The sequence below is a fragment of the Pantoea stewartii subsp. stewartii genome (genome assembly GCF_008801695.1).
Lineage (GTDB): Bacteria > Pseudomonadota > Gammaproteobacteria > Enterobacterales > Enterobacteriaceae > Pantoea > Pantoea stewartii.
In genome coordinates this window covers 26818-45002 of record NZ_VZPF01000040.1, presented here as the reverse complement: position 1 = coordinate 45002, position 18185 = coordinate 26818, and the positions used below count along the sequence as shown (strand labels likewise).

The window sequence follows — 18185 nt, the reverse complement described above, 5'->3', positions numbered from 1 at the left end:
AATGGAGGCGAAGCGCCTCAAGGAGCCATGTCCGGTGTTTCACGCGATAGTGTCCATTAAAAAATGATGGACACTATTTTCCCGGAACCGGAGCCCGCTGCACAGACGGTTTAAATGTGACGCTTACGCTTCTGCTTCTGCTTCTGCTTCTGCTTCTGCTTCTGCTTCTTCAGTCAAACCGTCCGTTCACCCCACTGTCATTTTATTCTGGCACGATGATTGCTAAATGTTTCTGTATTCCTGCAACGCGGGGCTTGTTAACCACGATGGCATGGGCGTAATGCACCATTAACGCTCAATCTGCGCACCTTCCGCGTGCATGGACGCGCGATTGCCTTTTTTTGGTGCGAATGCCATCGCAAAAAAGAAACTTTTTTGTTTCATTAGGTTAACAATCCGCTATGTTAGTGAATATTCTTAAGCGCAGAAGCGCGAGGGAATAATAAGAAAAGCAGTGCAAAATACACACAACATCACACTCAGTACAGGGTTGATCCTGTGCAATTTCCACACGAAGGAGTTGGAACATGCAATTACGCAAAGTGGCATTATCTCTTTTGCTGTTGAGCGCAGCAGCGGGAGCGGCCCAGGCGGAAGATCTCAGCGTTACCCTGAAAAAAATTAATGACAGTGGCGTCATTGTTATCGGGCATCGCGAATCGTCAGTTCCCTTTTCATATTACGACAACCAACAGAAAGTCGTTGGCTATTCACAGGCTTATTCAAACGCGATTGCTGATGCCATTAAAGCGAAGCTGAATAAACCTGATCTGCAGATCAAAATGATCCCGATTACTTCACAGAACCGTATTCCGCTGCTGCAAAACGGCACCTATGACTACGAATGTGGCTCAACGACCAACAACCTTGAGCGCCAGAAACAGGCGGCCTTTTCCGACACCATTTTTGTTATCGGTACCCGCTTGCTGGTTAAAAAAGGCAGCCCAATTAAGGATTTTGACGTTCTGAAAGGCAAGACTGTCGTGGTGACCTCAGGTACGACGTCAGAAGTGCTGCTGCATAAACTGAACGACGAGAAAAAGATGGATATGCGCATCATCAGCGCCAAAGACCATGGTGATTCGTTCCGTACGCTGGAAACCGGTCGTGCCGTGGCCTTTATGATGGATGACGCCCTGCTGGCTGGCGAACGCGCTAAAGCGAAAAAACCGGATGACTGGGTCATTATCGGTACGCCACAGTCTAAAGAAGCTTATGGCTGTATGCTGCGCAAAGACGATCCGCAGTTCAAAAAGCTGGTTGATGACACCATTGCAAAAGCCCAGACCTCCGGCCAGGCAGAAAAATGGTTCGACACCTGGTTTAAACAGCCTATTCCTCCTAAAAACCTGAACATGAACTTTGAATTGTCTGATGACATGAAAGCCCTGTTCAAAACGCCGAATGATAAAGCGCTGAATTAACAACGATAACAAGGGCGGCGCTGTCGCCCTCTCGATTGCTGAAACCGCGGCGTGGACAGACCGCCTGATCGGGTCGTTCCCCTGACTCAGGCGCATTAAGCCGTTCATCAATCTTCAGGGTAGCTCTGCTACCCTTTTTTACCGGAGTTCGTTATGGGTATCGATTGGAACTGGGGCATTTTTCTCGAACAGGCCCCGTTCGGAAATACCACCTATCTCGGCTGGTTGTGGTCCGGTTTTCAGGTGACAATTGCTGTCTCCTGCTGTGCCTGGATTATCGCTTTCTGCGTAGGTTCATTCTTTGGCATTCTGCGTACCGTGCCTAATCGGCTGCTGGCAACGATTGGCACCTGCTATGTGGAATTGTTTCGTAACATCCCCCTGATCGTGCAGTTCTTCTTCTGGTATCTGGTGGCGCCAGAGCTGGTTGGTCAGAAGCTTGGAATGTGGTTTAAGTCGGAGTTGGATCCCAACCTGCAGTTCTTTATCTCGTCGGTGATCTGTCTGGGCCTGTTTACCGCCGCACGCGTCTGCGAACAGGTGCGCGCGGCGATTCAGTCTTTGCCGCGGGGACAAAAGAATGCCGGGCTGGCAATGGGCCTGACGCTGCCACAAACCTATCGCTATGTGTTGCTTCCTAATGCTTACCGCGTGATTGTGCCGCCAATGACGTCAGAAATGCTTAACCTGGTTAAAAACTCGGCAATTGCGTCGACGATCGGCCTGGTGGACATGGCTGCGCAGGCGGGCAAGCTGCTGGACTATTCCGCACACGCCTATGAATCGTTTACGGCCATTACGCTGGCCTACATTGCCATCAACCTGGTGATTATGTTTTTGATGAGCCTGGTTGAGCGCAAAGTGCGTCTGCCCGGCAATATGGGAGGCAAGTGATGTACGCGTTTGACTGGAGTTCCATTCCTCCCAGCCTGCCTTACCTGCTTAATGGTCTGGTCATTACCTTTAAAATCACGCTTACGGCGGTGGTCTTCGGCATCCTGTGGGGCACGCTGCTGGCGGTGATGCGTTTGTCGACCTTCAGGCCCATCAGCTGGTTTGCCAAACTGTACGTTAACCTGTTCCGTTCGGTACCGCTGGTTATGGTGCTGCTGTGGTTTTATCTGGTGGTGCCGAGTTTCCTGCAGCAGGTGCTGGGTATTTCCCCTAAAACCGACATTCGTTTGATTTCGGCAATGGTCGCCTTTTCGCTGTTCGAAGCGGCGTATTATTCGGAAATCATTCGCGCCGGCATCATCAGTATTGCGCGTGGGCAATCCAGCGCGGCACTGGCGCTGGGCATGACGCAGTGGCAGTCCATGCGCCTGGTGATTCTGCCTCAGGCGTTTCGTGCCATGGTTCCGCTGTTACTGACCCAGGGCATCGTCCTGTTCCAGGATACCTCGTTAGTGTATGTGCTGAGCCTGGCGGACTTCTTCCGCACCGCCTCCACCATCGGTGAGCGTGACGGTACCCAGGTTGAGATGGTGTTGTTTGCCGGTCTGGTCTACTTCGTGATCAGCCTGAGCGCGTCATTGTTGGTCAGCTATCTAAAAAGAAAAAGGACGGTTTAAATGATTAGCCTGAAAAACGTTTCTAAGTGGTATGGTCAATTTCAGGTGCTGACCGACTGCTCTACCGAAGTCAAGACCGGTGAAGTGGTTGTGGTATGCGGGCCGTCAGGCTCGGGCAAATCGACCCTGATCAAAACCGTGAATGGCCTGGAACCTGTGCAACAGGGCAGCATTACGGTAAACGGTACTGAAGTGAACAATAAAAAAACCAATCTGGCCAAACTGCGCAGTAAGGTCGGCATGGTGTTTCAGCACTTCGAACTGTTCCCTCACCTGAGCATTATTGATAACCTGGTGCTGGCGCAGGTCAAAGTCTTAAAGCGCGACAAAACCGTCGCCCGCGAGAAAGGCCTCAAATTGCTGACTCGCGTGGGCCTGTCAGCGCATGCAGATAAATTTCCCGGCCAGCTCTCGGGCGGTCAGCAGCAGCGTGTCGCGATTGCGCGGGCACTCTGTATGGATCCGATTGCCATGCTGTTTGATGAGCCGACCTCCGCACTCGATCCCGAAATGATCAATGAAGTGCTGGACGTTATGGTCGAACTGGCCCAGGAAGGCATGACCATGATGGTCGTGACACATGAAATGGGCTTCGCCCGGAAGGTGGCCAATCGGGTGATCTTTATGGACGAAGGAAAAATTATCGAAGACACCCATAAAGATGACTTCTTTAATAATCCACAGTCTGAGCGGGCAAAGGATTTCCTGGCAAAAATTCTGCACTAAACGTCAGGCGGGCACAAAGCCCGCCTGCTTCTTCTACGGCTCAAAAGGCTGACGATAAAACTGATCGTGATTGCATTCGGGGCAACGTGACAGCGTTTCCGGCGTATAAATGGCGCGAGTGAAGTGGCATTTTTCGCAGACCAGATTGCCCAGGCCCACCACCTCACCACTTTGGTACACACCGTGATGTTGCAAATCCTGGAAAACCTCACGCCACTCTAACTGGCTTTTATCCGTAATATCTGCCAGCTCCTTCCAGATGCTTTCCCGAATCACGCGCATAAAAACGGAGTCGGCGACCGGCTCTTCCGCCTCTGCATAGTTACGGCCAAACTCTGCCAGATCGCGACGCACCGACGTCAGCGCCCGATCGATTTCGTCCGGCGTCAGATCGGAGTGCGCTTGTAAATGACGGCGCCGATCGTCGACTAACGTATCCAGATCGCGATCGCCGTGGCGAAGACGTTCGGTTAATACCGCCAGTGAGGCGTGATATTCCTGGGCCACTTTATTCATTTTATTCTCCTTTTTGCGCTCAGTACCTGTACTAAGTTTAGCTACTTTGTCACATTTGCCCGGCTCGCTGGGTAAGGAAGCGTAAAAGAGTGAAAGCAGGGATGCGTTGACGATAAATCGCCCCCGTAAAAGTGGGAAGTGTTGTTGATGTGCGGCCTTATGGGTATGCTATGCGGATCGTAAAGTCAGCAAAGTGTCATCTATTAAGGACCACAGGCAGCCATGCAAGAGCAATACCGCCCGGAAGAGATTGAATCCCGCGTTCAGCAGCAGTGGGATGAAAACGAAACGTTTAAAGTGACTGAGCAGGAAGGCAAAGAGAAGTACTACTGCCTGTCTATGCTGCCCTATCCTTCTGGCCGCCTGCACATGGGCCACGTTCGTAACTACACCATCGGCGACGTCATTGCGCGTTATCAGCGCATGCTCGGCAAAAACGTGCTGCAGCCAATTGGCTGGGACGCCTTCGGTCTGCCTGCGGAAGGCGCGGCGGTCAAAAACAATACCGCGCCGGCGCCCTGGACTTATGACAACATCGCGTACATGAAAAACCAGCTTAAGCTGCTGGGATTTGGCTATGACTGGAGCCGCGAGCTGGCGACCTGTCAACCGGAGTATTACCGCTGGGAACAGTGGTTCTTCACCAAACTGTATGAAAAAGGCCTGGTGTACAAAAAAACCTCGGCGGTGAACTGGTGCCCGAACGATCAGACCGTACTGGCTAACGAGCAGGTTATCGATGGCTGCTGCTGGCGCTGTGACACCAAAGTCGAGCGCAAAGAGATCCCACAGTGGTTCATTAAAATCACTGATTACGCCGAAGAGCTGTTAAACGATCTGGATACGCTGGAAGAGTGGCCTGAGCAGGTCAAAACCATGCAGCGTAACTGGATCGGCCGTTCTGAAGGGGTGGAAATCACCTTTGACGTGGCAGACAGCAGCGAAAAAGTGACGGTTTATACCACGCGTCCGGACACCTTCTACGGCGCGACCTATGTCGCTGTCGCCGCCGGTCATCCGCTGGCGGCACAGGCGGCGGCCAGCAACCCTGCTCTGGCTGATTTTATCGCAGAATGCCGCAATACCAAGGTAGCCGAAGCCGATATGGCCACCATGGAAAAGAAAGGCATGGCGACAGGCCTGTCTGTCGTGCATCCGTTAACGGGTGAACGTCTTCCTGTGTGGGTCGCGAACTTCGTCCTGATGGAATACGGTACGGGTGCGGTCATGGCCGTGCCGGCGCATGACCAGCGCGACTGGGAATTTGCGACCAAATACGATCTGCCGATCAAACCGGTTATCCTCAATCTGGACGGCAGCGAGCCTGAGGTCAGCGCCGCCGCGATGACCGACAAAGGTACGCTGTTTAACTCTGCCGAGTGCAGCGGCCTGGATCACAGTGCCGGTTTTAACGCCATTGCAGATGCGCTGGCGGCAAAAGGCGTTGGCGAGCGTAAAGTCAACTACCGCCTGCGCGACTGGGGCGTTTCTCGTCAGCGTTACTGGGGCGCGCCGATTCCGATGGTAACCCTGGAAGATGGCACCGTCATGCCGACACCAGAAGACCAGTTACCGGTGATTCTGCCGGAAGATGTGGTCATGGACGGCATTACCAGTCCGATTAAAGCCGATCCGGACTGGGCAAAAACCACCGTGAACGGTCAGCCTGCGCTGCGCGAAACCGATACCTTTGATACCTTTATGGAATCGTCGTGGTACTACGCGCGTTATACCTGTGCAGACTACAAGGACGGTATGCTGGATCCGGCTGCAGCAAACTACTGGCTGCCGGTAGATCAGTATGTCGGCGGCATCGAACACGCCATCATGCACCTGATGTATTTCCGCTTCTTCCATAAACTGCTGCGTGATGCAGGCCTGGTGAATTCGAATGAGCCAGCCAAACGTCTGCTGTGCCAGGGCATGGTGTTAGCGGATGCGTTCTATTATCTGGGCGTTAACGGCGAACGTAACTGGGTTTCGCCGGTTGACGTGACCGTCGAGCGCGATGAGAAAAGCCGTATTGTCAAAGCCGTAGACACTCAGGGCCGCGAGGTGATTTACGCGGGCATGAGCAAAATGTCCAAGTCAAAAAACAACGGCATCGATCCCCAGCTGATGGTTGAGCGCTATGGCGCCGATACCGTCCGTCTGTTCATGATGTTTGCCTCGCCTGCGGATATGACGCTGGAGTGGCAGGAATCCGGTGTGGAAGGGGCAAATCGCTTCCTGAAACGTGTCTGGAAACTGGTCTACGATCATTCACAGAAAGGTGCAACGGTTGCCCTGGACATCGCCAGCCTGAATGACGTTCAGAAAGCGTTGCGCCGCGACCTGCACAAAACCATTGCCAAAGTGTCGGATGATATTGGTCGTCGCCAGACCTTTAACACCGCGATTGCGGCGGTCATGGAGCTGATGAACAAGCTGGCACGTGCGCCGCAGGACAGCGAGCAGGATCGTGCGTTGATGCAGGAGGCCTTACTGGCCGTGACGCGTTTGCTGTATCCGTTCACCCCGCATGCCAGCTACGTGCTGTGGCAGACGCTGGGCGGCGAAGGCACTATCGACAATGCGGAATGGCCAGTGGCAGATGACGCCGCAATGGTCGAAGATTCTCTGCTGGTCGTGGTGCAGGTCAACGGTAAAGTGCGGGGTAAAATTACTGTGGCAGCCGAGGCTACACAGGAGCAGGTTCAGGCGCGCGCTGCTGAGGAGCCCCTGGTGGCGAAATACCTTGATGGTGTGAGCATTCGTAAAGTCATTTATGTACCGGGCAAACTGCTTAACCTGGTTGTGGGTTAAGTTCAGGAGGAACTGTGCGACATCCGATTATCAGGTTGTTTGTCATGCTGGCGGCGGTGATCACCGCTGGCTGTGGTTTTCACCCGCGCGGCACCACTCAGGTGCCGACGGAACTGCGAACGCTGGTCTTAGAAACGGGCGATCCTTACGGGCCGCTGACGCGCGTGGTGCGCCAGCAGTTGCGAATCAACAACGTTAACATCGTTGAAGCGACGCAGAAAAACAGCATGGTCGTACCGACCCTGCGTCTGGGCGGGGAATCTCAGGGTCGAAGCACCGCATCCGTCTTCATCAGCGGCACCACCGCTGAATATCAGATGGCGATGGTGGTTACGGCTCAGGTCTTGATTCCCAACAAAGGGATCTACCCTATCAGCACGACCGTTTATCGCTCGTTTTTTGATAACCCGAACGCGGCCCTGGCGAAAGATGCGGAACAGGACATGATCACCCAGGAGATGCGTCAACGTGCAGCCGAACAACTGGTTCGTAAGCTGTTGGCGGTACATGCGGCCCAGATGGACAGCCCGCAGACATCCTCTTCGTCAACGGTGGCAAAACCGGTTCACTCTGCTGCGGGAACGGCCTCTTCCGCGGCGCCCCTGACGCAATGATCAGGATTTATCCGGAACAACTCAGCGCGCAGCTCCGTGAGGGGCTGCGCGCCTGTTATTTATTAACCGGCAATGAACCTCTGTTGTTGCAGGAAAGTGCGGATGCCATTCGCGCCAGCGCCGTGGCGCAGGGCTTTGAAGAACATGTGAGTTTTACCCTGGATGCACAAACAGACTGGGACAGCCTGTTTGTCAGTTGCCAGTCAATGAGCCTGTTTACTCAGCGACAGACGCTTACATTGCAGTTTCCTGAAAATGGTCCCAATGCCGCCATCGCCGAACATCTGATCACGCTCGCCTCGCTGCTTCATGAGGATATTTTGCTGATTTGCCGGATGGCGAAACTCAGCAAAGCGCAGGAAAACAGCGCCTGGTTTAAAACGCTGTCAGCCCATGCGGTGCTGGTCCCCTGCCAGACGCCGGAGCAGGCTCAACTGCCGCGCTGGGTCACCAGCCGGGCCAAAGCGATGAGGCTCGCGATCGACGATGCGGCGGTCCAGCTACTCTGTTACTGCTACGAAGGTAACCTGCTGGCGCTGGCGCAGGCACTTGAACGTCTGTCTCTTCAGTGGCCCGATGGCAAGCTCACGCTACCGCGCGTTGAAGCCGCAGTCAGTGATGCCGCGCACTTTACGCCTTATCACTGGGTCGACGCGCTACTGGCAGTCAAGAGCCGTCGCGCACTGCATATCCTGCAACAGTTGGAAAGTGAAGACAGCGAAGTGACGATATTGCTGCGGACGCTGCAGCGCGATCTGATGACTCTGCTGCACCTGCAACGTCATCAGACACAGCAACCTCTGCGTACACTGATGGATCAACAGCGCATCTGGCAAAATCGCCGTCCTCTCTTTACTGAGGCGTTGCAGCGCCTTGATGCAGCGCGCTTACAACAGGCAATCCATCTGTTGACGCAAATCGAAATTACGCTGAAACAGGATTATGGACAATCGGTCTGGCCACAGTTGCAAACGCTGTCGATGCTGATTACCAACCGTGCTTTTCCCGCGAGTTTTGCCCATGTCTGATTTACACGCCCTGTTTGGCGGCACCTTCGACCCGATCCATTTCGGCCATTTACGCCCGGCAGAAGCGCTGGCGCAGCAAACTGGCCTGGCCCGGGTTACCCTGTTGCCCAACAATGTGCCGCCGCACCGGCCGCAGCCGGAAGCCAGTCCGCAACAGCGCCTGGCGATGCTGCGGTGCGCTATTCGCGATCTGCCGCTTTTTGATATCGATACGCGCGAACTGCAACGGGACACGCCCTCATGGACTGTCGATACGTTAGAAGCCATACGGGCTGAACGTGGCGATCAGCCGTTAGGGTTTATTATCGGTCAGGACTCATTACTGACGCTTGCAAAATGGCATCGCTGGCAGGATTTACTGAGCCTGTGTCATCTGCTGGTGTGCCAGCGACCAGGCTATCCGACTGAGATGGCGACGCCGGACATGCAGGACTGGCTGGACAGACACGTGATCCACGATCCTCAGGAACTGCAGCAGCGTCCGGCCGGCGGCATCTGGCTGGCAGAAACCCCGCGCTATGCCATTTCAGCTACCGAAATTCGCAAGCGTCGTCATCAGCATCTCGCCTGTGACGATTTACTGCCCGCCTCGGTAATCGACTATATCGACCGCGCCGGCTTATATCGCGACTGATATGGGCGTGATATACTACGCCGCTAAATTTTTCGGCTGTATCCCGGGCGTCAGCCAGCCCGCTCTCACCAGTTTTTAAAGGGGAACCTTTTGCAAGGTAAAGCACTCCAAGAGTTCGTTGTTGATAAGATTGATGATTTGAAAGGTCAGAACATAGTCACCCTCGACGTTCAGGGTAAATCAAGCATTACTGATTTCATGATCATCTGCACCGGCACCTCGACGCGCCACGTTACCTCAATCGCTGAACACGTTGAGCAGGAATCCCGCGCCGCCGGCCTGATGCCGCTGGGCGTTGAAGGCAAGACGGCCGCTGACTGGGTTGTGGTCGACCTCGGTGAAGTCATCGTGCATGTGATGCAGGAAGAGAGCCGTCAGTTATATGAACTGGAAAAGCTCTGGGGTTAAGCGGTGAAATTGCAGCTTGTTGCCGTCGGCACCAAAATGCCTGACTGGGTGCAGACCGGTTTTATGGAATACCTGCGTCGTTTTCCCAAAGACATGCCGTTTGAACTGACGGAAGTTCCGGCGGGCAAACGGGGTAAAAATGCCGACATCAAACGCATCCTGGAAAAGGAAGGTGAAGCGATGCTGGCCGCCACAGGTAAAGGCAACCGGATTGTCACGCTGGATATTCCCGGACAGCCCTGGGAAACCCCACAGTTGGCCCAACAGCTGGAACGCTGGAAACAGGATGGCCGCGATGTCAGCCTGCTGATTGGCGGCCCGGAAGGGTTAGCGCCAGCCTGCAAAGCGGCGGCGGAACAGAGCTGGTCGCTTTCGGCCTTAACGTTGCCTCATCCGCTGGTGCGCGTGCTGGTTGCCGAAAGTCTCTATCGCGCATGGAGCATTACGACAAATCATCCTTATCATCGTGAATAACCGATAAGCTCACTCCAGACATTACAAGTAGCGGATGAAATTACAAAGCAACGCCTTTCGCGATTACAGCGCCGAACAAAAAGTCTTTGTCCGCAGGACTTTTATTGCTTTTGTCGGCGTCTTACTGCTCTCCTCCGTGCTGGTGGTTAATCTCTATCACCTGCAGATTTTACGTTTCGACGATTACAGTACCCGCTCCAACGAAAACCGAATCAAACTGGTGCCGGTCGCGCCCAGCCGCGGCATCATCTATGACCGCACGGGTACGCCGCTGGCCCTGAACCGGACCATTTACCAGGCGGAACTGGTGCCGGAAAAGGTCGATGACCTGAAACAAACCCTGCAAAATTTGCGTCCGGTCCTCGAACTCACCGATGAGGATATCGAGGCGTTTGAAAAAGAGCGTAAACGTTCACGCCGCTTCACGTCGATTCCGGTTAAAACCGGGTTGAATGAGGTGCAGGTGGCGCGCTTTGCGGTAAATCAGTACCGCTTTCCTGGCGTAGAAGTGAAAGGCTACCAGCGCCGCTACTATCCCTATGGCCAGACACTGACTCATGTTGTGGGCTATGTGTCGAAAGTTAACGACCGCGACGTAGCCCGTCTGGATAAAGAGGGAAAATGGCCCAACTATGCGGCGACGCATGATATCGGCAAACTCGGTATCGAAGCCTATTACGAAGACCTGCTGCATGGCAAAACCGGCTATGAAGAGGTCGAAGTTAACAACCGTGGCCGGGTCATACGGCAGTTGCACGAGCAGTCGCCCCAGGCCGGTCGTGATATTTATCTGACTATCGATCTCAAGCTGCAGCAGTATATTGAAACGCTGCTGGCCGGTAGTCGTGCAGCGGTCGTGGTCAGCGATCCGCGCACCGGTGAGATTCTGGCGATGGTGTCGACCCCCAGCTACGATCCCAACCTGTTCGTTGACGGCATTTCCAGCAAAGACTATCGCGGCTTGCTGAACGATGAAAATCGCCCACTCTATAACCGTGCGATTCAGGCCGCTTATCCGCCTGCTTCTACCGTTAAACCCTATGTTGCCGTCTCCGCCCTGAGTGCGGGGGTGATTAACCGCAATACCAGCCTGTTCGATCCGGGCTGGTGGCAACTCCCCGGCTCCGAGAAACGCTACCGTGACTGGAAAAAATGGGGACATGGTCGCCTGAATGTCACCAAATCGCTGGAAGAGTCCGCTGATACCTTCTTTTATCAGGTTGCCTATGACATGGGCATCGATCGTCTGTCGGAGTGGATGACGAAATTTGGCTATGGCATGCGCACCGGCGTTGACCTGCCTCAGGAAAGCGCTGGCAACATGCCGACGCGTGACTGGAAAATGCGTCGATTTAAAAAGCCCTGGTATCAAGGCGATACCATTCCAGTCGGCATCGGTCAGGGTTACTGGACAGCGACACCGTTGCAGATGAACAAAGCGATGATGATTCTTATCAACGACGGCATCATCAAAGTGCCGCATTTGCTGCGCGCGACCCGTGAAGGCCGTACGCTGGTGCCTTATCGTCAGCCGCCTTCCCAGCCGATTGGCGATATCCACTCTGGCTACTGGGAAATTGCCAAAGACGGCATGTACGGCGTCGCCAACCGGCCAAACGGCACGGCCCACAAAAGCTTTGCCGATGCGCCTTACAAAATTGCCGCGAAGTCCGGTACCGCACAGGTCTTCGGTCTGAAAGAGAACGAAACGTATAATGCGCATAAAATCGCTGAACGCTTACGTGACCATAAGCTGATGACCGCTTTCGCGCCTTACGATAAACCACGCGTTGCCGTCACCATGATTCTGGAAAACGGCGGGGCCGGTCCGGCAGTGGGCACGGTCATGCGCCAGATTCTGGATCACATTATGTTAGGCGATAACAATACTGTCCTGCCGGATGCTGCGCCTACACCACCTGGCTATGAAGGTGAATAATCATGTCGATGAATGACAGCCCGCAGAAGCGGACGATCTGGATGCGCATGCACATTGATCCGCTGTTTATGCTGATCATCCTTGCGCTACTGACCTACAGCGCCATTGTTATCTGGAGTGCCAGCGGCCAGGATCCCGGCATGATGGAACGTAAACTGGGCCAGATCGCCATGGGATTAGTGGTGATGCTGGTGCTGGCGCAGGTCCCGCCGCGAGTGTATGAAGGCTGGGCACCTTATCTGTATATTATCTGCGTCATTCTGCTGATCGCGGTGGATGCTTTTGGGCAAATCAGTAAAGGCGCACAGCGCTGGCTGGATTTGGGGTTTGTCCGCTTTCAGCCTTCCGAGATCGCCAAAATTGCGGTGCCGTTAATGGTGGCGCGTTTTATTAACCGCGATGTCTGTCCACCTACCCTGAAGAATACCGCAATTGCGCTGGTGCTGATTTTTCTTCCCACACTGCTGGTGGCCGCACAGCCTGACCTCGGCACCTCGATTCTCATCGCCGCGTCCGGGCTGTTTGTGCTGTTTCTGTCGGGCATGAGCTGGAAACTGATTGGCATTGCCGTCCTGCTGGTCGCAGCCTTTATTCCTATCCTGTGGTTCTTCCTGATGCATGATTATCAGCGAGACCGCGTGATGATGCTGCTTGATCCGGAAAGCGACCCATTGGGCGCGGGCTATCACATCATTCAGTCAAAAATCGCCATTGGCTCCGGCGGCTTGCGCGGTAAAGGCTGGCTGCACGGTACTCAGTCACAGCTGGAATTCTTGCCGGAACGTCATACGGACTTTATTTTTGCCGTGCTGGCCGAAGAGCTGGGTCTGGTCGGCGTGTTGTTACTGCTGGTGCTCTACCTGCTGTTAATCATGCGCGGCCTGATCGTCGCCGCCCGGGCACAGACCACCTTTGGGCGCGTCATGGCGGGCGGATTAATGTTGATTTTATTCGTCTATGTTTTCGTTAACATTGGCATGGTTAGTGGTATCTTACCGGTGGTTGGCGTTCCGCTGCCGCTGGTCAGCTATGGCGGCTCGGCGCTTATTGTGCTTATGGCGGGATTTGGCATCGTAATGTCGATCCACACACACCGAAAAATGTTATCTAAAAGTGTTTAAGAGGTCGCAGATGCGTAAGGACTGGCTTGGCGTTGTATTGGCTTCAATGGTGTTGGCTGCATGTTCTACCCAGGAACCGCAACAGCAGAGTGCTCCACCCCAGCCCGCCTACAATGGCCCGGTGGTGGAAATTCCTGGCGTTGAGCCGCGTTATGAGCCGGTCAATCCGTCGACCAGTCAGGACTACAGCGTCAATGGCAAGACTTATCACATCATCAAAAATCCGGCTAACTACAGTGAAGTCGGATTAGCAGCCTGGTATGGCGACGAAGCCCAGGGCAGCCGTACCGCCATCGGCGAGGCTTTTGATCCGGATGCCCTGACCGCCGCGCATCCGACACTGCCGCTGCCAAGTTATGTGCGCGTCACGAATCTGGCCAACGGACGTCAGATTGTCGTGCGCGTTAACGATCGTGGCCCTTACACGCCAGGACGCATTATCGATCTGTCGCGTGCGGCCGGCGATCGTCTGAACATCTCCAATAACACCCGCGTCCGTGTGGATTACATCAGCGTCGCGCCAGATGGCACGCTCTCGGGTCCGGGTACTATCGGCACTGTTGTGGCAAAACAGAGTTACGCCCTGCCCGCGCGTCCCGATCTGAACGGCCCCGTCATGAGTTCGCCCTCCGTCATGAACGGCGGCGGTCAGACGCAAACGGCACCGGCAATGGAAACGGCACCTGCCGCACAGGACGTGTCGCCCATCAGTAATGCTACTCTGAAAACGGACAATGCCATGGGCGCGCCCGTTCAGAGCAGTGGTTTTCTGGGGGCCCCTCAGCCCTTACCGAGCGGTGTTCTGGAAGGCAGTGAGCCAGAGGCGGCCCCCGCCACTGCCGCTGCCGCACCGGTCGTTGCCAGCGCCGCCGCGCCTCACGCCGCTTCATCCAGCCAGAGCAGCAGCGCTTCGCTGTCCGGCTATGTCGTCCAGGTCAGCGCTATCAATGATGCAGCACGTGCGCGCCAGCTGCTCAGCAGTCTGCGCCAGCGCTTCGGCGTACCCGGCGCAGTGGAAAACGCGGGGAACAACGTTTATCGCGTACAGCTCGGCGGTTACAAAACCCGTGCCGAAGCTGTGGCGCTACAGCAGCGCCTGAGCCGTGAGGGTCAGAGCGCGGCTTTTGTGACCACCGCAGGTCGTTAAACAACAGCTTTACTCATGACTGGTAACGTCTGTTAACAACCCAGTTATCAAGCCGGGTGCCTGTTAATCAGGCATTTGTTATGATGAATGACTTTTTTTAACCCTAAACCCATGGATGTTGTCGTCCCACACATGAACACGCTGAAACCTTCTCGTTTGTTAAAACGCCTGACAGTGGGATCACTGATCGCTTTCTCTCTCAGCCATGCCGCCATTGCTGATGATGTCAATCTTAAGACCATGATTCCGGGCGTTCCGGATATTGATGCGGAAGCCTACGTTCTAATCGACTACAACTCAGGCAAAGTGCTGGCTGAAAAGAACGCCGATGCACGCCGCGATCCTGCCAGTCTGACGAAGATGATGACCAGCTACGTGATCGGTCAGGCAGTGAAAGCCGGGAAAATTCATCAGGACGACATGGTGACTGTTGGTCAGGATGCCTGGGCAACGGGCAATCCGGTCTTTAAAGGATCATCACTGATGTTCCTGAAACCCGGCGATCGCGTACCGGTTTCTCAGTTAACGCGCGGTATCGTCCTGCAGTCTGGTAATGATGCCTGCGTCGCGATGGCGGACTATGTTGCCGGCAGCCAGGATGCTTTCGTAGGGCTGATGAACAACTACGTGAAAGCGCTGGGTCTGCAGAACACGCACTTCCAGACCGTCCATGGCCTGGACGCCGAAGGCCAATACAGCTCCGCCCGTGATATGGCGTTGATTGGTCAGGCGCTTATCCGTGATGTGCCGGAAGAGTATGCGGTTTACAAAGAAAAAGAGTTTACCTTCAACAACATTCGCCAGATGAACCGTAATGGTCTGCTGTGGGATACCAGTCTGTCGGTCGACGGGATCAAAACCGGCCACACCGCAGCGGCGGGCTATAACCTGGTTGCCTCTGCGACAGAAGGTCAGATGCGCCTGATTTCCGCCGTAATGGGTGGACATACCTTTAAGGGCCGTGAAACCGAAAGCAAAAAGCTGCTGACTTGGGGCTTCCGCTTCTTTGAAACGGTTGCACCGTTGAAAGCCGGCAAAGAGTTTGCCTCTGAGCCCGTGTGGTTTGGTAACAGCGATCGCGTACAGCTGGGCGTGGAAAAAGATGCGTATCTGACCATTCCTCGTGGCCGTATGAAAGACCTGAAAGCCAGCTATGTGCTGAGCAATACTGAACTGCATGCGCCGTTGAAGAAAAATCAGGTTGTGGGCAGCATCAACTTCCAGTTAGATGGCAAAACCATCGATCAACGCCCTCTGGTGGTGCTGAACGAAGTCTCTGAAGGCGGCTTCTTTAGCCGTATCGTTGACTACATCAAACTGATGTTCCATCACTGGTTTGGTTAAAGGTGCATGGCGGCGGTTGAAAAACCGCCACCTCGCCCCCATTACAGGTTAATATGATGCTCCCGCTTCGGCGGGAGCCTGTTTTTTAAGTACCGGAGTGATTATGAAAACCAAACTGAATGAACTGCTCGAATTCCCGACCCCGTTTACCTATAAAGTGATGGGGCTGGCACAACCGGAGCTGGTTGATTTGGTGCTTGAAGTGGTGCAGCGCCATGCTCCCGGCGATTACAGCCCTGAGGTGAAACCGAGCAGCAAGGGTAACTATCACTCGGTCAACGTCACCATTAATGCGACACATATCGAACAGGTTGAAACCCTGTATGAAGAACTGGGCAAAATTGAAATCGTGCGCATGGTGTTGTAACACTGTCAGTCATACTGCCAACGGGCCATGTCGGTGCTACCGAATGGCCCGTTTTTGTTTGCAGACCGCGCCGGTGCGGCGGAAAATGTCTCAGCCTTCCTTTTACGCTCATCATTTCACTTCCGCGCGGCCGGCGTTATACTCAGCCTCTGCCCTCTTAACGGATATTCGTTTTGTCAGCTGAAACGCTCCTTATTCGCCAGCCTGGTTTATGTGACTGGCAGTTAACCTCAGACGCGATGCATCGCTACACCGACCAGCGCGACGCCGAAAGCCGTGATGAAGTCTGGCTGGTTGAACACCCGCCGGTCTTTACCCAGGGCCAGGCAGGCAAAGCCGAGCACCTGTTGATGCCCGGCTCGATTCCGGTGGTACAGAGCGATCGCGGCGGCCAGGTGACCTATCACGGTCCGGGCCAGCAGATCATGTATGTGCTGATCGATGTTAAACGTCGCAAAACCGGCGTGCGTCAGCTTGTCACCGCGTTAGAAGAAACGGTGATCGCCGTACTGGACAGCTTTGGTGTGGCGGCTCGGGCGCGCGCCGATGCACCCGGCGTTTATGTCGGAGAAGAAAAAATCTGCTCGCTGGGCCTGCGCATTCGCAAAGGATGCTCGTTTCATGGGCTGGCTCTCAATGTCGATATGGATCTGAGCCCGTTTTTGCGTATCAACCCCTGCGGTTACGCGGGCATGCACATGACGCAGTTAAAACATTTTTGCCCGGAGGTCACGCTGGCGGATGTCCGCCCACGGCTTGCCGAGACCTTCGCCCGCCAGTTAGGTTATCAGCAGGTGGAATGGCATGAGGCGGAACCGGCCTTACCTTGACGGTGCGTGCGTATTTACAAATATGTAACTTATCACGCACGTCTGTGGCTGCTTCCTGGCCGCTGAGATGATATAATTTTTGCACTTTTTTCAAATAAAGTTGAAAGCCGCCTTCTCGGGTTGAGTGAGACAGCTTTCAAATCGCAATCCGACCGGAACCTGCTGATTTATGAGTAAACCAATTCAGATGGAACGCGGCGTCAAATACCGTGACGCAGACAAAATGGCGCTGATCCCGGTGAAAACCGTGGCCGTTGACCGGCAAGAAATCTTACGCAAGCCGGAGTGGATGAAAATCAAACTGCCTGCGGACTCCAGTCGTATTCAGGGCATTAAAGCGGCGATGCGTAAAAACGGTCTGCACTCTGTTTGTGAAGAAGCCTCCTGCCCTAACCTTGCCGAATGCTTTAACCACGGTACCGCCACCTTTATGATTCTGGGTGCAATTTGTACCCGCCGTTGCCCGTTCTGCGATGTGGCACACGGTCGCCCCAACGCGCCCGACGCGAATGAACCCGGTAAGCTGGCACAGACCATTGCCGACATGGCATTGCGCTATGTGGTAATCACCTCCGTGGACCGCGACGATCTGCGCGACGGCGGTGCTCAGCATTTTGCGGACTGTATTACCGCCATCCGCGAAAAAAGCCCTAATATCAAGATCGAAACGCTGGTACCCGACTTCCGTGGTCGCATGGATCGTGCGCTCGAGATTCTGACCGCCACCCCACCGGATGTGTTTAACCACAACCTTGAGAACGTGCCGCGTGTATACCGTCAGGTGCGTCCGGGTGCCAACTATGAATGGTCGCTGAAGCTGCTGGAGCGTTTTAAAGAGGCGCATCCTGATGTACCGACGAAATCCGGTTTAATGGTTGGTCTGGGTGAAACCAATGCTGAAATCATTGAGGTCATGCGCGATCTCCGTCGTCACGGTGTGACAATGCTTACTCTGGGACAGTACTTGCAGCCCAGCCGCCACCATTTACCTGTTCAGCGTTATGTCAGCCCGGCGGAGTTCGATGAAATGAAAGAAGAAGCGCTGGCGATGGGCTTTACCCACGCGGCCTGTGGACCCTTTGTGCGTTCTTCTTATCACGCGGATATGCAGGCAAAAGGGCTGGAAGTGAAATAAGCATTTGCCGTTGTGTCAGGTGCAGAAAAAACAAAAACCAGATTGTCCGCAATCTGGTTTTTTTCTGCAGTCAGAAATAAAAAGTAACACTTCTGTCATTCT

18 protein-coding genes are annotated in these 18185 nt (G+C 54.4%); 17 read left to right on the top strand and 1 reads right to left on the bottom strand.

Translation table 11 applies throughout. The features are described from left to right. The first annotated feature begins 527 nt into the window (after positions 1 to 527). The 4 genes from F7Q90_RS13530 to F7Q90_RS13515 all read left to right on the top strand — a co-directional run bounded on the left by F7Q90_RS13530 (position 528) and on the right by F7Q90_RS13515 (position 3721). Entirely contained in the window at positions 528 to 1424 is an 897-nt protein-coding gene (locus tag F7Q90_RS13530) for a glutamate/aspartate ABC transporter substrate-binding protein (protein ID WP_006118419.1), read from the top strand. Between the two features lie 153 nt (positions 1425 to 1577). Further along, positions 1578 to 2318, top strand: a complete 741-nt coding sequence (locus tag F7Q90_RS13525; RefSeq protein WP_006118418.1) for an amino acid ABC transporter permease — start codon at positions 1578 to 1580, stop codon at positions 2316 to 2318. Further along, positions 2318 to 2995, top strand: a complete 678-nt coding sequence (gltK, locus tag F7Q90_RS13520; RefSeq protein ID WP_006118417.1) for a glutamate/aspartate ABC transporter permease GltK — start codon at positions 2318 to 2320, stop codon at positions 2993 to 2995. Before F7Q90_RS13525 ends, gltK begins: the two co-directional genes overlap by 1 nt. Beyond that, the gene (locus F7Q90_RS13515; protein WP_006118416.1) at positions 2996 to 3721 is read left to right on the top strand and encodes an amino acid ABC transporter ATP-binding protein; all 726 of its coding nucleotides are present in this window, start codon (positions 2996 to 2998) and stop codon (positions 3719 to 3721) included. Positions 3722 to 3754: 33 nt separating this feature from the next. On the opposite strand, the gene F7Q90_RS13510 is transcribed toward F7Q90_RS13515, so the two are convergent. Then, positions 3755 to 4237: a zinc ribbon-containing protein gene (locus tag F7Q90_RS13510; protein ID WP_006118415.1), complete on the bottom strand. Its 483-nt coding sequence runs from the start codon at positions 4235 to 4237 to the stop codon at positions 3755 to 3757. Positions 4238 to 4459: 222 nt separating this feature from the next. On the opposite strand from F7Q90_RS13510, the gene leuS reads away from it, so the two are divergent. From leuS to lipA, 13 genes are all read left to right on the top strand, one after another. Next, entirely contained in the window at positions 4460 to 7042 is a 2583-nt protein-coding gene (gene leuS, locus F7Q90_RS13505; protein ID WP_006118414.1) for a leucine--tRNA ligase, read from the top strand. Between the two features lie 14 nt (positions 7043 to 7056). Next, entirely contained in the window at positions 7057 to 7656 is a 600-nt protein-coding gene (gene lptE / locus F7Q90_RS13500; RefSeq protein ID WP_006118413.1) for an LPS assembly lipoprotein LptE, read from the top strand. Next, complete coding sequence (gene holA, locus F7Q90_RS13495) at positions 7653 to 8684, top strand: DNA polymerase III subunit delta (RefSeq protein ID WP_006118412.1); 1032 nt, start codon at positions 7653 to 7655, stop codon at positions 8682 to 8684. Before lptE ends, holA begins: the two co-directional genes overlap by 4 nt. Further along, the gene (nadD, locus tag F7Q90_RS13490) at positions 8677 to 9318 is read left to right on the top strand and encodes a nicotinate-nucleotide adenylyltransferase (RefSeq protein ID WP_006118411.1); all 642 of its coding nucleotides are present in this window, start codon (positions 8677 to 8679) and stop codon (positions 9316 to 9318) included. The genes holA and nadD overlap by 8 nt, the downstream gene beginning before the upstream one ends. Before the next feature lie 90 nt (positions 9319 to 9408). Then, entirely contained in the window at positions 9409 to 9726 is a 318-nt protein-coding gene (gene rsfS / locus F7Q90_RS13485) for a ribosome silencing factor (RefSeq protein WP_006118410.1), read from the top strand. A 3-nt stretch (positions 9727 to 9729) separates the two neighbouring features. After that, positions 9730 to 10200, top strand: a complete 471-nt coding sequence (rlmH, locus tag F7Q90_RS13480; protein WP_006118409.1) for a 23S rRNA (pseudouridine(1915)-N(3))-methyltransferase RlmH — start codon at positions 9730 to 9732, stop codon at positions 10198 to 10200. Positions 10201 to 10234: 34 nt separating this feature from the next. Then, a complete protein-coding gene (mrdA, locus tag F7Q90_RS13475; protein WP_006118408.1) occupies positions 10235 to 12139 on the top strand; it encodes a peptidoglycan DD-transpeptidase MrdA in 1905 nt (634 codons plus the stop codon). Between the two features lie 8 nt (positions 12140 to 12147). Next, positions 12148 to 13260, top strand: a complete 1113-nt coding sequence (gene mrdB, locus F7Q90_RS13470) for a peptidoglycan glycosyltransferase MrdB (RefSeq protein WP_006118407.1) — start codon at positions 12148 to 12150, stop codon at positions 13258 to 13260. Between the two features lie 10 nt (positions 13261 to 13270). Further along, the gene (gene rlpA, locus F7Q90_RS13465; protein WP_006118406.1) at positions 13271 to 14407 is read left to right on the top strand and encodes an endolytic peptidoglycan transglycosylase RlpA; all 1137 of its coding nucleotides are present in this window, start codon (positions 13271 to 13273) and stop codon (positions 14405 to 14407) included. 132 nt (positions 14408 to 14539) lie between these two features. Then, the gene (dacA, locus tag F7Q90_RS13460; RefSeq protein ID WP_006118405.1) at positions 14540 to 15751 is read left to right on the top strand and encodes a D-alanyl-D-alanine carboxypeptidase DacA; all 1212 of its coding nucleotides are present in this window, start codon (positions 14540 to 14542) and stop codon (positions 15749 to 15751) included. Between the two features lie 103 nt (positions 15752 to 15854). Continuing rightward, the gene (gene ybeD / locus F7Q90_RS13455; protein WP_006118404.1) at positions 15855 to 16118 is read left to right on the top strand and encodes a DUF493 family protein YbeD; all 264 of its coding nucleotides are present in this window, start codon (positions 15855 to 15857) and stop codon (positions 16116 to 16118) included. A 173-nt stretch (positions 16119 to 16291) separates the two neighbouring features. Continuing rightward, positions 16292 to 16948 (top strand): lipoyl(octanoyl) transferase LipB, encoded by a 657-nt coding sequence (gene lipB / locus F7Q90_RS13450; protein ID WP_006118403.1) that lies wholly within the window; start codon positions 16292 to 16294, stop codon positions 16946 to 16948. A 169-nt stretch (positions 16949 to 17117) separates the two neighbouring features. After that, positions 17118 to 18083, top strand: a complete 966-nt coding sequence (gene lipA / locus F7Q90_RS13445) for a lipoyl synthase (RefSeq protein ID WP_006118402.1) — start codon at positions 17118 to 17120, stop codon at positions 18081 to 18083. The last annotated feature ends 102 nt before the right edge of the window (positions 18084 to 18185 follow it).

What these genes read in the sequence shown, in the direction of transcription:
- F7Q90_RS13530 (WP_006118419.1), top strand. Translation starts at nt 528, where the DNA reads ATGCAATTACGCAAAGTGGCATTATCTCTTTTGCTGTTGAGCGCAGCA.
- F7Q90_RS13525 (WP_006118418.1), top strand. Translation starts at nt 1,578, where the DNA reads ATGGGTATCGATTGGAACTGGGGCATTTTTCTCGAACAGGCCCCGTTC.
- gltK (WP_006118417.1), top strand. Translation starts at nt 2,318, where the DNA reads ATGTACGCGTTTGACTGGAGTTCCATTCCTCCCAGCCTGCCTTACCTG.
- F7Q90_RS13515 (WP_006118416.1), top strand. Translation starts at nt 2,996, where the DNA reads ATGATTAGCCTGAAAAACGTTTCTAAGTGGTATGGTCAATTTCAGGTG.
- F7Q90_RS13510 (WP_006118415.1), bottom strand. Translation starts at nt 4,237, where the DNA reads ATGAATAAAGTGGCCCAGGAATATCACGCCTCACTGGCGGTATTAACC.
- leuS (WP_006118414.1), top strand. Translation starts at nt 4,460, where the DNA reads ATGCAAGAGCAATACCGCCCGGAAGAGATTGAATCCCGCGTTCAGCAG.
- holA (WP_006118412.1), top strand. Translation starts at nt 7,653, where the DNA reads ATGATCAGGATTTATCCGGAACAACTCAGCGCGCAGCTCCGTGAGGGG.
- nadD (WP_006118411.1), top strand. Translation starts at nt 8,677, where the DNA reads ATGTCTGATTTACACGCCCTGTTTGGCGGCACCTTCGACCCGATCCAT.
- mrdA (WP_006118408.1), top strand. Translation starts at nt 10,235, where the DNA reads ATGAAATTACAAAGCAACGCCTTTCGCGATTACAGCGCCGAACAAAAA.
- mrdB (WP_006118407.1), top strand. Translation starts at nt 12,148, where the DNA reads ATGAATGACAGCCCGCAGAAGCGGACGATCTGGATGCGCATGCACATT.
- rlpA (WP_006118406.1), top strand. Translation starts at nt 13,271, where the DNA reads ATGCGTAAGGACTGGCTTGGCGTTGTATTGGCTTCAATGGTGTTGGCT.
- dacA (WP_006118405.1), top strand. Translation starts at nt 14,540, where the DNA reads ATGAACACGCTGAAACCTTCTCGTTTGTTAAAACGCCTGACAGTGGGA.
- ybeD (WP_006118404.1), top strand. Translation starts at nt 15,855, where the DNA reads ATGAAAACCAAACTGAATGAACTGCTCGAATTCCCGACCCCGTTTACC.
- lipA (WP_006118402.1), top strand. Translation starts at nt 17,118, where the DNA reads ATGAGTAAACCAATTCAGATGGAACGCGGCGTCAAATACCGTGACGCA.